The organism is Lunatimonas salinarum (genome assembly GCF_017811155.1).
GTDB lineage: Bacteria > Bacteroidota > Bacteroidia > Cytophagales > Cyclobacteriaceae > Lunatimonas > Lunatimonas salinarum.
The window spans coordinates 1-14,883 of record NZ_JACVCV010000030.1 but is presented as its reverse complement, the minus strand read 5'-3'; the positions used below and the strand labels follow the sequence as shown (position 1 = coordinate 14,883).

Genomic DNA, 14,883 nt, shown 5'->3' with positions numbered 1-14,883 from the left:
TGACAAATCTGGAAAAAAAGGACCGCAGAGCCTACGAGCAGAGCCTGAAGCGCTATCGCGACCTGAAAAACGCCCTAGATGCCAGCGAGCAGAAAGGCCGAGAGGAAGGAGAATTGATCGGGCTGGAGAAAGGAAAAATGGAGGTTTTACGATCAGGCATCATGAATCTCTACAAAGAAAATATGCCGATACCCCTTATTGCCAAGGTAATGGAAACTGACGAGGGCACGGTGATGAGAATCTTGAAGGAAGAGCGGTTGTTTGGTGAGACGTAAGATTTAGGACAGAGAAGTAAAACTTGAGACATAAGACATAAGACTTGCAAATCTTTCGATCCTACATCGGATCAGAAACAAAAATCATTAGCGATCCTACTCTCAGCCAATGCACTCCCCGTCATTGCGAGGCTTGAAGATATGCAGTAATTCAGATACGGAGTAGGATACAAACGGAATCGTTCAATAGGTTGATAAGTAGTATCAAGCCGAAGCAATCTCCTTGAGGAGACGTAAGATTTAAGATATAAGACTTGAGACATAAGACATAAGACTCACAAAACTTCCGATCCTACATCCGGAAGAGCACCAAAAATCCGAAGCGATCCCGATCTAATTAGATGCAATCCCTTTAACCCCTGGTTTGGAGATTGCTTCGCTCCTACGTCGCTCGCAATGACGGGTCTTACCGAAGCAATCTCCTTGAGGAGAGGTAAGATTTAAGATATAAGACTTGAGACATAAGACATAAGACTCGCAAAACTTCCGATCCTACATCCGGACGAACACCAAAAATCCGAAGCGATCCCGATCTAAGCCATTGAACTCCCCGTCATTGCGAGGATTGAAGATATGCCGTAATTCAGATACTGAGTAGGATTCAATCGGAATCGGTCAATAGGTTGAGAAGTAGTCTCAAGCCGAAGCAGTCTCCTTGAAAAGACGTAAGACATAAGACGTAAGACATAAGACTCGCAAAACCTTCGACCCCACATCTGGCCCAGCACCAAAAATCCGAAGCGATCCCGATCTAATTAGATGCAATCCCTTTAAGCTCTGGTTTGGAGATTGCTTCGCTCCTACGTCGCTCGCAATGACGGGTCTTACCGAAGCAATCTCCTTGAGGAGACGTAAGATTTAGGGCTGAGAAGTAAGACGTAAGACTCGCGAAACTTCAATCCCATATCGCCGCCTGAACCCGCGAATTGAGATTGATTCGCTCCTGCGGCACTCGCAATGACGGACTCTGCCGAAGCAGGGGTGGCGTGATTATAGCCAGAGATGGCAACCCGGGGGACCAAAAACCTCCTTTTCCCCCAAGCTTTGGCCGGTAACTCTGTTCATCGTACAATCTCTCTTTCACCGTTATGCTCACTGTTTGATTTAAAAACAAATGGATTAATTATTATTATTCGTTTTTTAGTTTTAAATTAGAGTCTTACTTTTAATTTTATTAATAGACTCATTATGAACCAATACTTGCTGAAGCTAAAAGAAGCACAATGTCTGGGGGGACATTTTAACCTCAAAAAACGAATGCTGTTTTTCATAGTATTGTCTTCACTTATAGGTTTAAATTCTGCAGATGCCTTAAATATCGAAATCGAAGGCCCTTCTACTGTTTGTCCCATTAACGATTCTTCTCACACTTTCACAGCCAATCCGACTATCTTGGGGATTGATGTCAATTGCAGCACTTATTCATTGGACTGTTTTTAAAGACGGTGTTATTTTAGGAGGGGGGTTCGGAAAGAATTTTTACTATATATTTGATGATGTTGGACATTATCAGGTTCAAGTTGCCGCAAATAGTTTTTTTTTGGGTGGTAATAATGGAAGTGCGTCCGTAAATGTAAACTCAAGAGTAAAAATACCAAACCCCATTACAGGGCCAACTGTTTGCAGTACAGAGCAATCTTATTCCTTTTTTAGTAATCCATCTTTACCGGGGGATGACCCGGATTGCACCTATCACTATTCCTATTTATGGACTGCTCCATCAGGTTGGGATATTAATGGAAATGGGAATACAGCGTTTACCGGAAATCCCGTTAATATAACTGCTCCATTGGGTACCCCTTCCGGAAATTATGAAATCTCAGTGCAATCGTCCATTCATTATGGAGGTATTCCCATTCAGGACAATTCATGGTTCAGCACGCGCAGAACATACTCTGTGAGAGTTGGCTCATTTAATAGTTCGGAAGTATCCGTATCTGGAACAGTAGCTGCATGTGGTGGAAATACCTACACCTACACTGCGAATACGGCAGGGGGGCATAAAAATGGTTACAGCTACAATTGGACCTATCCTTCTGGTTGGGTGGTACAATATTCCTCAGATAATATCATACAGTTATATGTGCCAACCACCTATTCTTCATACGGTACGGTAAGGGTTTCAATCGATAATGGATGTGGTTCCCCTTCTCCATATACTGGGCTGACAGTGTTCCCGTGCAACTATATGGGCAGTGGAGACTTCTTGATTTATCCCAATCCTGCGGAAGGTGAACTAAATATAGAATATTATGACATGAATGAAACTGCTCACTTTCATACACTAAATGCCGAGGATGAATCTCGAAATAACGATTCTACTGAAGTATACTTTCAAATAGAACTTTACAATAAGCAGGAAGAATTGGTCCAATCGGGAGTATCAAAATCTGGTAAGATCAAATTAAACACAAATAATTTTCAACCGGGCATTTATTTTCTTCGAATACACTCAGGTAAAGAGGTGTATAGAAAAAGGGTTTTGATAAAATAAAAGTTTAAGTCCTTTAGGGCGTTTGTCAATAACGGGATTCTAAGTGCATACGATAAAACTGGTAAGATTTTTACCTATAAAAAATTAGCTGGTGAAATAAATTTATTATAGTAATATATTTAATTAATTATATATGATCTCTAAAATTATCCTGCCACTAATCAGTACCTTATTGTTTGTGCTTACTTTGGGCATTGACGGCAACACCCAAACTGAATCCAAAGCGTTTTCCGCCAAAAATTCAGTTTATCTTGAAGTAGGTGGAAATGCAGGTTGGTATAGCTTAAATTATGGCCGTATTTTTTATCAAAAAGGAATTTTAAAGCTGTCTGCAAGTGCTGGTATTTCGATGTGGCCTCACAATACATCAGAGCAGCCTTATAATACATCTAAGACAAACTATTTGCTTCCTTCAATACCTTTGGAATTTTCAGCTTTCCTTGGAAATTCCAAACATCATTTAGAAATAGGATCGGGGATCACCCCCTATTTATCTGTAACTGTCAAAAGGGATCCTGACTTTCTAAGTAGTACTGATAAGATTTATTTGGGTACGTATATTCCTCTTAGATTGGGCTATAGGTATCAAAAACCTGAAGGTGGGTTTTTCTTCAGAATTGCGTATACTCCGTTTTACCGGTTTCCCAAATATTCAGATGAAACTAATAATTTTAGCCCCATTTTTGCCGGAATAAGTTTGGGAAAGAGTTTTTGAAAGGCCATAACCGGGTGGAATCTGGCTACTATAATCATTCTAGTGTGACGCTTTCGTTATAAACGGTTTCATATGGGTATCCATTATGCCAAAGGCAAATATCTACCTATATCGCGAAGCATATATCATTTAAATTTCGGCGCAGACATACCTCGGAGACATAAGACATAAAACTCGCAAAATCCTTCTACTCTACATCCTGTCCAGAACCAAAATTCGAAGGAATGAAAAGCCCTGAAAGGACAGAAAAGAAACCGTATCGATTGTTCGAGGAATTTCAATTATTCATTTGATTGCATTTATTTCGAGAAAAATCTTGCTAATATCCCTAAACAAGGTTTGTTTTATCCGAGTCAAGGCCTGAGGAAACCATTTCAGCGTACAACCACCTTTAATCATGCGGCCTGCCGGTAAGGAGGAATTTCCTGTCTTCCGACTGGCAAGCAACTCCAACTTTGAAGCGGGAACTAATCTTGACCATTAAGAAACCAATAATAAAACCATGAACACTAGCCCTGAATGTAAGGAATCAGATATTGCCAACTATACCTGTTACAAAACGAATGAATCCATTCAAATCGCTAGTGATCTGACCAAACCTGTTTGGATGAAGGCTGCCAAATCCGGCCGCTTTGTGGATATGGTAACGGGAGATCCGGGACTCTATGATACCCGGGCGGCCGCCCTGTGGAACGATAAATACCTTTACGTGGCTTTCTGGGCAGAAGAACCCTTCGTCAGTGCCACCCAAACCGAAAGGGATTCCATCGTTTTCCTTGACAATGACCTGGAACTGTTTATTGATGGTGGAGATTGCTATTATGAACTTGAAATAAACGCTCTCAATACGCTCTACGAAGTGTTTTTTATCTGGAGAGATGCGTATAAAAAAGGCGGTAAATTCGATGTGCCTGAATTTGACATAACGAAGGAGACCGCATTTACGTTTGGAGGGGACTACGACCGGACGGGGAGTACATTCTGGTGGGGAAGACATCCCAGGGGAACACGCTGGGCCTTTCTCGATTACGATATGCCGGGACTCCAGACTGCCGTAAATGTAGACGGCAAGATCAACGACAACACGACCGTGGATAAGGGATGGACCGCGGAAATAGCTATTCCATGGAAAAGCCTGAAATGGCTGGCCAATGGCAGGTCGCTTCCACCGACCAACGGCGATTGTTGGCGCATGTTTTTCGGACGCTTCCAGAAAATGGTAACCTCCGGCAAGGAAATTCACCCGCATCCTGCGTGGACGATGAACAAACACGGGATCTATGACACCCATCTGCCCGAATGTTTCAGCAGGGTTCACTTCACCACCGAACTGCTACCCTCATAACCAACAGCCGTATTGAAAGAAACAGTGTGTTGACCAGAAAACAAAAACCATGAGTTTTGGCCGGATAATTATGTTCCTCGGAGATCTCAAAGCTGAAAAATTGCTTATCCCTTAAAACGGCTCACACCATTAAATGCTGATAGCAAATTCAACGAATTTATGGATTTTCGGATTGGGGAAATTGAACTTCCTTTCAAAAAAGACCCCAAGCCCTGAAAGGGCTTAACAACAATAACCTGGGGTGTCAACCCCGGGTAAAGCCGATCACCGATCTCCCCCGTTTTGGCCGCTAACCCTGTTCATCGTGCCATCCCCCTTTCGCTAAAACCCGGGGATGGTTGGGGTGGAGGTAGACAGTTAGATATGAGATGTGAGGTTTTTCGAAGACATAAGACGTAAGATTTAAGACATAAGACTCGCAAATCTTTCGATCCTACATCGGATCAGAAACAAAAATCCGAAGCGACCTTAATCTCAGCCAATACAATCCCCTTTGAAGAGGTAAGACTTAAGATATTGCAAACATTCACGAGTTCGTTTTATCGCTGACACCCAAAAAGCGTAGCAACCATATTGTCGGATGAAATCCCCAACCCGAAAGGGGTGGCATGTTTATAGCCCCGGGTGTCAACCCGGGGGCCAAAAAAGCCCCTTTGCCCCCGTTTTGGCCGCTTATCCTGTTCATTGTGCCATCCCCCTTTCGCCAAAACACAGGATTGGTTGAGGTGCAGATAGACATTTAGATGTGGGATATGAAATTTTTAGAAGACGTAAGACATAAGACACAAGACTTAAGACTCGCGAATCGTTCGAGCCTACATTCGGCCCAGCACCAAAAATCCGAAGCGATCCCAATCTAAGCCAATGAACTCCCCGTCATTGCGAGGCTTGAAGGTATGCCGAAATTCAGATACTGAGTAGGATACAATCGGAATCGTTCAATAAGTTGATAAGTAGTATCAAGCCGAAGCAATCTCCTTGAGGAGACGTAAGATTTAAGATATAAGACATAAGATGTAAGACTCGAGAAACTATCGATCCCACATCGCCGTCTGAACCCGCGAATTAAGATTGCTTCGCTCCTACGTCGCTCGCAATGACGGGTCTTACCGAAGCAATCCACTTTAGGAGACATAAGATTTAAGACGTAAGACTCGCGAAGGTTTAAGATCGAGATAGTAAACAGCTCGGTCCGACGATTCGACAGTCCGACGATTCAACAAAAAAACGAAATTGCTTCGCTCGCAATGACTGACTTTACCGAAACCCCCGATACTTCTATTCCCGGATCAGCCATACCTCTGATACCAAGGTCCCCCATCCCCCCGAATTCCTCCATTGCTCCACGCTGACCCGGTCACCATTGGCCACATCGGCAGCATTCTGAAACCGGATACTGAGCTCTCCGTCTTTGGTCAGGTTTGCAGGAATTTCAAACGTGAAGTGATCGCTCATCTGTAGCGGGAGTTCCAGATCTTGGGCCAGTACCTGATCATCTGCAAAGATGGTTTCGGATTTCTGGTTCATCCGCATGGCATAGCGCTCCTGATACCAAGGACGCACCAAGGTAAATCGGACCTTGTATTGGGCATCGGGATCGAGATCGCGGTAGTGAAGTGTAACCCCCTGAGATTCGTCTTGGGTGAAGTGCATGGATCGCTGACTGGGGCGATTGCCCTCGGAAAGCATCTGCGGCACATAAGGTTGCCCATGGTCATAAGGATAGCCAAAAACGACGTTGGGGGCATGATTGGCAGTGCCCAGGTTGTCGTACTGTCCGCCTTCTCCTGGATTGTCATAATCCGTGATCATGGAAAGAAACTCCTCCCGCTGCTTTCCTTCGGCTGATAAAGCGCGGCGAAGCTGACGATCAAGCCAACCCAAACCGATGAAATCATGCTCCAGATTGTATAGTCCTTCGCTTCGGGTTCCAAATAGGGCATTGCTTTCTTCTCCCAACTGAAAAGCCAAAGACTTCAAGGCTACCATCTCAGGGCTTTCATGATGGATAGCTTGCAATTTTTGCAAACCCTGTTGTAATACCGAATTTGAAACCCTGTTTTTGGGTTGGCTTCTAAGCAACTCCTCTATTTCTTGTTGCAGGTTCAATTGTTGGCTGACCATAAGCTGGGTGTAGCGATCCAAAGCACCTTTTTGGAGGTACATTCTCCAGAGCCAGTTGTCTTTCTTCCAGTTTTCGGGCATTACCTTTCCGGCTTCGGTTACCAGTTGGTAGTAGGACAGGATGCCTTCTTTTTCTGGCAGGGGTTTACCGGGGATTTCTTCCAGGTTTTCTTCCATCTGGAAAATCGCCATGGCCATCTGCGGAGCTGCTTCGGGGCCAAACCAGTTTTTGGCATATTCGGCTACCACCTGCTCCACCGTGGCTCTTGGATTCCAAAGTAATCGCTGCCACATCCATTGATTGAAGTGATCGTGATTGCCGGATGAATGGGTGATGTCTCCGATGCCATGACGCATGAGGTCATTGAAGACCCTATGGTAGTGTTTGGGCCAGGCGTAGAAAGTCAGTCGGTTATAAACTTGAGTCAGGAATTGATCGGGTCGGCGCTCATAAATGTCATGGCCCCAATGGGGCGGAAGGTCGCCGTTTTTGTCCGCACGGGGATACATCTGAATGTAGGCATGTTGGGCGTATTTCCAGTGGGTGAGTTCATTGTAATACAAAAGCCTGTGCTGCGGTGGCATTTGCCGGTTGATCTCTTGGGGATACAAGCCATAAGGTCCAAATCCCGGATACCGGAACAGATCCATGCGATGTGTCTGTCGGTGTCCGGGCTGCCAGGTGGTCGCATCCGAACCCGGGCCATAGCCCCATGCCCATAGCCAGTCTCTGGGTTTTTCCCGAAGGAAATTAAAAATGGCCTCATCGTCTGCATTGTCAAACTTCTGATTGGTGAAGTAAATCTTTGTCTGGGGATGGTATTTATGGAATAGATGGGCCATGTCCTCTACTAACTGAATAAAGGTCAGTCCATAGGGATCGCAGCGGTCACACTCGCATCCGCCTCCATCACCTCCATGGAATTTGAGCAGGTCGTAAGAGGGGCTGGTTTTGGCAAATTCCTCAAACTTTTGAAGCATGTAGTCCCTAGCCGCAGGCACGGAGGGGCACACGTAGCCTTCCCTTCCGATGGATTCGAACGCCTTCCAAGCCGGATTTCTGATTTCAGGCGCAGTATTGGCCCCAAATCCTCCCTGGGTCATCAGGCCAAAGGACTGAATGAAATCAACCATCGGACCCTTATCTACGCTGAAGGTATTTGCCCCGGCAAGTGCATAATCGAGAATTACCCTTTGGGTTTCGGCATCGGTCCAGTCTCGGACTTTCGCCAAGCTTTTTGCCACTCCGCTCTGTCCGAATTGTGTCCCCCTGATTTCAAAAGCCGGAGCTGTTCGAATGTGTAGGGAAGCAGGAATTCGGATAAAATCCTTTCCAAAATAAAGTTGTCGGAGAAGTTCCCCCGCCGCATAGAGGCAGCCCCGGTCGTCTATTCCGGCTGCCAAAAGGAGTTTGGGACCCAATTGCTTGAGCAAAAAACCTTCGTTTCCGGGAGCCAAGTCGGTCAATGCAGGGATCCTGTTTTGGTGGAATTGAGCCTGGATGGAGGTATGGGACTCAGGCCTTCCCAATAGGACGACCAAGCCATTTGCCGTAGGGCTGGGATTCTCTTGAGTGATCGAAATCTGGATGGTAGATTTTTCCAGTATCCGGTTTCTGAGCAATTCTGCCACCCGTTTTTCCACACTTCCTGACTCATTGCCCAGCACAATGGTTACCTGACGGAACTCAAGAGTAGGTTGGGTTTCGGCCCAAAGTCCGGTAATTGGAAGTCCCATCAAAAGGAAAAGAAACAGGGTATTCAGCAGATTTTTCATTCACAAGATTGGGTTATGTGGCTTCCCCAATAATTGGATTGGAATTTCCAAGGGTTGGGATTTGTCCGGCAGGTTCAAGTTAAGTATATGTATTCGTGTATGTTGAAGGGAGTTTTAAGGGGATAAATGAGGCGAAGGAATTTCTACCTAACATACTGGGCTTCGGGACGTACAGGCTATTGGATAGCCCAAATTCCGAAACAGCGAGTATTGTGTGGGAGAACTTGAAAAATCAATTTGCCAAAATCCAATCACCCTGTCAGCCTTTTGTCCATGAGAATAAAAATCGCGCTACTCTTTTGTTGCTTATTTCTTTCCCGATTAACCGCCCCTGCTGAATCCATTAATCTATCCAAGGTAAATGTCCTCATTTCAAAGGATATCAAATCCCAGGTTCGGGACTCGGCTTTGGAGATTTTGCGGGAGGAAGTCGGAAAACGTAGCAAAATAAGCCTTAGCACGATTGAGAACTGGAATGCAGCCGGAAAATACACGATAGCACTCGCCCTATCTTCTTCGGCCCAGCTGGAAGGAAAAAACCTCCCAAAATCCAGGGGAAGCAATTCGCCTGAATTTCAGCCGGAAGGTTTCAGGATTGTCTGGGAGGACAATGTTCTTTGGATTATCGGGGCGGATTCCAGAGCGGTGATCTTCGGAATCGGAGAATTGCTCCGAACCTCCACCCTGGGCAAAGGACAGTTTCTGATTGACGACAAACTTGACTTCGCCTCTGCACCGAAATACTCCCTGCGAGGACATCAAATCGGCTACCGAAATACCGCCAATTCCTACGATGCCTGGTCGGTGGAACAATACGATCAGTATATCCGTGATCTGGTGCTGTTTGGCACCAATGCCATCGAGAACATTCCACCTGATGGAGGCCAGGACAACAGTCCTCACTTCAAAATCTCCCGAGAGGAGATGAACGTGAAGATAAGTGAGATCTGTGAGAAGTACGACATCGAATACTGGATCTGGACTCCGGCCACCGTTGACTTGAGCGATCCGGCCATTCGGGCCAAAGAATTGGACATCCACGAGGCCAATTACCCCAAAGTGCCCAGGCTGGACAATATCTTTTTCCCGGGTGGAGACCCCGGAAATAACCATCCCAAGGAGGTGATGCCCTTTCTCCGGGATCTGCATGCCCGGCTGATCAAATGCCATCCCAACGCAGGCATCTGGATTTCCCTTCAGGGATTCAGTCAGGAACAGGTGGATTATTTTTACCAATATTTGGATCAACACCAACCGACCTGGCTACGTGGCGTAGTGTCGGGTCCCAGCAGTCCTCCGATCTCAGAGACCCGCTTCAGGCTTCCCAAGCAGTATAAGCACAGGCACTATCCCGACATCACCCACAACGTGCGCTGTGACTACCCGGCGCCAAACTTTGACCAGGCTTTTGCCCTGACCATTGGCCGGGAGGGGATCAACCCTATGCCGGTGTTCTACGGACAGGTCCATAACAAATTTGCTCCTTTTACAGACGGTTTTGTTTCCTACTCGGATGGCGCCCACGATGATGTAAATAAGGTTGTTTGGAGCCAACGAGGCTGGGATCCGGACAAAAACACCTTGGATATTCTCACCGAATATGCCCGATTTTTCTTTGATGCTAGCCTGGCTAAAAAAGCCGCCGAGGGAATTTTAGCTTTGGAAAAAAACTGGGACGGTTCCATCGTAGACAACGGCAGTATAGAACCAACCCTTGCGTATTGGAAAAATCTGGAAACGGGCAATCCCCAGCTTTCCGGTAACTGGAGGTGGCAGATGCTGGTGATAAGGGCCTACTACGATGCGTATGTGCGTCAGCGAAAAATCTACGAAACCGATCTTGAAAAACAAGCCAATAAGATCCTCCTTCAATATCAGACACTTGGGGTAGAAGCAGCCATGAAGCAGGCCTTGGAACTGGTCAATCTGGCCGATTCCCAGCCTATTCAGCGGGAATCCCGAAAGAAAATCGAGGACTATGCCCACGCCCTGTTTACGTCTATTGGCCTGCAGACCAGCGTGGACAAGTTCCAGGCGAGCAATTCTCAAAGGGGATGCATCCTGGATTTTGTGGATTATCCGCTCAACAACAGGTGGTGGATGGCAGACCAGTTTGAAGCCATCCGTAAGCTGGACTCGGAACAGCAAAAGCAAGAGCGGCTGGAATTGATCGCCAACTGGGAAAATCCCGGTGAAGGTGGCTACTACGACGATGTGTCCAACATTGCCAAAAGCCCTCACGTGACCACTACGGTATACGATGCCGTGGATTTTGGATGGTGGGACAGTGGCTATAGCCGGTGGAGACTTTCCTCCCAAGTCTATCAGGTCGAGCCAATCCTGAAATACGAAGATCTGGACCCCAATGCCCGCTATTTGATACGGGTGACCGGTTTTGGGGAGGCCTTAATCCGGATTGATGGCAAGCGCTTGGAACCTTTGGTGTATGAAAAGGAACTGGGCGGAATGAAAGAATTCATCGTGCCCAGAGATGTGGTCGGCGACGGTAAAATCACCGTGAGTTTTGACCGTCCCGAAGAGTCTCATATCCGCTGGAGAGATTACTCCAGAGTATCCGATGTATGGCTGATCAAAAGATAATTCCTGATTCCCATACGAAACCCATTCTGGATTTAATTCCAGGTCCTTTAAAAAAGCAAGCTATCACCGTCCAACCTCATGAAGAAATTAGCGTACCTCCTTCCTTTTGCTGTCTTTACCCTATTCTCCTGCGAGAAAAAAGCAGAACCGGAAACAGCATCCCTTTCGGTTTATCAGGATGTGCCCTACCTGCAGGATTTTGCGGTCAAATTCTATTCGGATGATGAGCAGCTAACCTTCAAAAAAGCTTTTGTGGATAGAAATGAGGTCATCCAAATCCTGACTTCCGAAGGCTTGATGAGTCCCGTCAACGGACATTTTCAATACCCCGGCACCATTGATCCGGACATCCGGTACCGGCCCATGCTTGACAAAAAGGTCGCTGATTTCATCCTGTACCAAAACCAGTTTGTCTATCTAGATGATGAGGCCGTATTCAGCAATGCCTGGGCAGGAAAATTGTTTTCCAGGCATCAAATTTCGCAGGCCGATGTGTTGGCAGCAGGCAAGGACTTTTCCTTTCTGATCGCCTCGGGAAATTCCTATACCCTGATCCAGGATTCAAAGGCAAAATTTTCCGGGCAGGTCGAATCTCCTGTTTTGGACAGCAAGTATGATTCGAAAACCGGCCAGTTTTATGTCCTGACTTCCACTGCCCTCTACCGGATTTCGGAAAAAGAGGGAGCGCAAAAGCAGGTTTATTCCGGTGTGGGGCTGACTGCATTTGATTTGCTGGCTTCCGGAGTAATCGCTTTGGGCACGCAGGAAGGATATGTGGTGGTCGATGCCTCAGGCCAAGTGACCCGACCTCTCAACGCTAAGTTGCCTTGGCCGGTCCTTACTGCCATCCAAGAGATTGACGGAAAGCTGTGGTTTGGATCAACCAAAGGAGCATTTATGCTCAAAGAGGATGGAAAGTTCAACTATTACCATGGAGAGCGCTGGCTTCCGGGAGAGCAGGTAATTCATATCTCCAAGGGCCCTGAACAGTCGGTGCTGATTCTTACCGACAGAGGCTTGGGCCAGATCGTCTTTGAAGAAATGACGTTGGAGGACAAGGCCATGGTTTTTGAAAAACAGGTCAGGCAGCGTCATATCCGCTATGGCATCAATGCGAACGTAAGCCGTCTGCGGGACCATCAGTTGGCAACCACCCAAAACAGCATCGCTGACAGTGACAATCTATGGACCGGGATGTACCTGGGAAGTCAGCTTTTCCGCTATTTGGTCACCCAATCCGAGGAGGCCAAGCAAAACTGCTACGAGGCTTTTGAGGCCATGGAGAGGTTGCACCACATTACCCGGATTCCAGGACTTTTTGGAAGAACTTTCGAGCGTAGCGGCTATCATGAATTCCGAAAGGAATACCGGGATTACGTGGAGAATTATTGGTATGAGGGCTATAACAATAACGTCAGTTGGAACCATTCCGAAGATCCGGAATGGGATTGGAGAGCTTCTGCCAGCAGCGATCAGACGGTGGGTCAGGTATTTGCCCTGATCCTGATAGCGGAGTACATCGATGAGGAAGACTGGAAAAACCGGGCCATCAAACTGCTGGACGACCTGATGGGCTATATCGTGGCCAATAACTATACCTTGGTGGATGTGGATGGCAAACCCTCCCTCTGGGGAAGGTGGAATCCCGAATTCATCAACCGGTTTGGCACCATGATCGGAGACCGAAAAGTCTATTCTTCCAACCTGATCGCCTTTTTGCAGGCTGCCTACAAGTTTACCGGAAAGGAAATCTACAAGAACAGTGCAGAGGACCTGATCCGAAACCACGGGTATCTGGAAAACCTGACCCGACCTTTCAGCCAAATCGGAAAGGCACCCGAGGATGCAGATGCATGGAGCAAGATGCTTTCCGAGGAATGGAACCACAGCGACGACGAAATGTACTTTCTGGCTTATTGGGGGCTGTATCCATATGCCCTGCATGATTCCTTAAAGCCGATTTACAGGGAAGCGATCAAAGATCACTGGGAATTTGAGCGGCCAGAAAAGAACTCACTCTGGAATTTCTGCTATGCCATGACGGGAGCTAGCGATTTTGACTTGGAAGAGTCCATCTGGCATTTGAAGGAATTTCCCCTGGACATGATCGAGTATAAAACCGAAAACAGCCATCGGAAGGATATTGAAATGAGGGATCCTGGATTTTGGGGACAGCTAACCGCGGAGGTGCTTCCTCCGGATGAGCGTCCCGAACTGAAGCATAACCGAAACCTATTCAAATTGGATGCAGGCGACAGAAGATCTGAGCTCAGCGCAGGAGATACCTATTTACTTCCCTATTGGATGGGAAGGTACCTGGGGGTCATCAGCGCTCCGGGGAGAAAATAAAGTCGATTCATCCCGAAATTATTATTCGAAATACGCAGCGTCCAAGGATTCGGGGGAACAAATCATTGATCAAAATACAAAAGCCAGGTACCTTGGCCGGATAATAGGTTCCTCGAAGATCTTGGACGCCGAAGAAATGGCTTATCCTATGAAACCGCTCACACTATCCCTCGCTGATCGTGCATTCAGCCTTGCAGGATGGCCTGACCGCAAAACGACCGGGGCCTCCTGCTAGGACACTGAAACTTTTCTATGTCGCATTAAGTTCGCAACTTCATTATATCAATCAAAACGCGTTTTTTTATCTGCTGTACGATGAAAACCAATGGAAACGCTCAAAAAATGCCTATCCAACCATGAGAAAGATTACGATCAACATCCCGGATAATAAGTATGCCTTCTTCCTGGAGCTAGTCAAAAACCTGGGACTGGAAAAGGTAAAGGACGAAGCAGTGGACACCGAACAGCAAGCTTTGGAAGGGCTTGAGCAGGGTCTTAGGGAGGTGAAACTTATACAGGAAGGGAAAATAAAAGGCACACCGCTAAAAGAGTTCCTGGATGAACTTTGAAATGCATCCCTTTATTCAAAATGGCCAAATTATATCAGAATCATTGAGCTAATAGGTCTGCTATCGAGCATAATCCCCTTTTTTTGACCCTCCTATTTTGGAGCATTCTCAGCTCCCATCTTCCTAGTTTAGGTCTATCTACCGCGGGATTTGCTCCATTGCCCTCCTTGGAGAACGGCTGCTAGAGGGTAACATCGCTTCAACTAAACCGGACAACTCTCCTAGCCTTTGAAAAATACCCCTATCAGGGTATTTTTTCCTATGGAAGAAATCCTTAATTTTAGAAACAAGCTTTTCTTAGAGAAAGCCGATGTTTTAGAATATAGGATGTGCCTGGACAAATTAGGCTACAGGCCAGCGTGGGGAGAAGATTAATAGAAGGATAAGCCGGAAATCCTGGAATAACGGATCGGCTTTTGGGTTTCCTGAATTGGCTTTGGTCATTAAGGGTTTGTAGGATGGTTCCACTTGCAAACGATTATTTTCGTTTAAATTCAGAAGGGCGTAAAATTACTGTCATCCGACTAAATCCGAAAACTTGTAAAAAAGCCCTCTGATTCTCTAATTAAGGGGCATTTTGGGGATTTTGAAAAACACCCCCCTGCTTTAAACCGAACAATTCAAATTGTACTATT

At 46.3% G+C, this 14,883-nt stretch carries 8 protein-coding genes and 1 pseudogene; 7 read left to right on the top strand and 2 right to left on the bottom strand.

Translation table 11 applies throughout. The features are described from left to right. A pseudogene (locus IAQ59_RS21020) lies at positions 1-275 on the top strand (hypothetical protein); the annotation flags it as partial. Positions 276-1,170: 895 nt separating this feature from the next. On the opposite strand, the gene IAQ59_RS21015 reads toward IAQ59_RS21020, so the two are convergent. After that, positions 1,171-1,359 carry a hypothetical protein gene (locus IAQ59_RS21015; RefSeq protein WP_209332827.1) on the bottom strand — a complete coding sequence of 63 codons (189 nt, stop codon included), beginning with the start codon at positions 1,357-1,359 and terminating at the stop codon, positions 1,171-1,173. A gap of 318 nt (positions 1,360-1,677) precedes the next feature. On the opposite strand from IAQ59_RS21015, the gene IAQ59_RS21010 reads away from it, so the two are divergent. The 3 genes from IAQ59_RS21010 (at position 1,678) to IAQ59_RS21000 (ending at position 4,829) form a co-directional block, all read left to right on the top strand. After that, the gene (locus tag IAQ59_RS21010) at positions 1,678-2,769 is read left to right on the top strand and encodes a T9SS type A sorting domain-containing protein (protein WP_209332826.1); all 1,092 of its coding nucleotides are present in this window, start codon (positions 1,678-1,680) and stop codon (positions 2,767-2,769) included. A gap of 133 nt (positions 2,770-2,902) precedes the next feature. Then, entirely contained in the window at positions 2,903-3,484 is a 582-nt protein-coding gene (locus tag IAQ59_RS21005) for a hypothetical protein (RefSeq protein ID WP_209332825.1), read from the top strand. A 502-nt stretch (positions 3,485-3,986) separates the two neighbouring features. Beyond that, complete coding sequence (locus IAQ59_RS21000; protein ID WP_245189763.1) at positions 3,987-4,829, top strand: carbohydrate-binding family 9-like protein; 843 nt, start codon at positions 3,987-3,989, stop codon at positions 4,827-4,829. Positions 4,830-6,107: 1,278 nt separating this feature from the next. Here IAQ59_RS21000 and IAQ59_RS20995 read toward each other — a convergent pair. Beyond that, positions 6,108-8,729, bottom strand: coding sequence for a DUF4838 domain-containing protein (locus tag IAQ59_RS20995; protein WP_209332824.1), 2,622 nt, complete (start codon positions 8,727-8,729; stop codon positions 6,108-6,110). 273 nt (positions 8,730-9,002) lie between these two features. On the opposite strand from IAQ59_RS20995, the gene IAQ59_RS20990 reads away from it, so the two are divergent. The 3 genes from IAQ59_RS20990 (at position 9,003) to IAQ59_RS20980 (ending at position 14,248) form a co-directional block, all read left to right on the top strand. Then, positions 9,003-11,330: a hypothetical protein gene (locus IAQ59_RS20990; RefSeq protein WP_209332823.1), complete on the top strand. Its 2,328-nt coding sequence runs from the start codon at positions 9,003-9,005 to the stop codon at positions 11,328-11,330. A gap of 78 nt (positions 11,331-11,408) precedes the next feature. Beyond that, positions 11,409-13,679 (top strand): hypothetical protein, encoded by a 2,271-nt coding sequence (locus tag IAQ59_RS20985; RefSeq protein ID WP_209332822.1) that lies wholly within the window; start codon positions 11,409-11,411, stop codon positions 13,677-13,679. A 356-nt stretch (positions 13,680-14,035) separates the two neighbouring features. After that, positions 14,036-14,248, top strand: a complete 213-nt coding sequence (locus IAQ59_RS20980; protein WP_209332821.1) for a hypothetical protein — start codon at positions 14,036-14,038, stop codon at positions 14,246-14,248. The last annotated feature ends 635 nt before the right edge of the window (positions 14,249-14,883 follow it).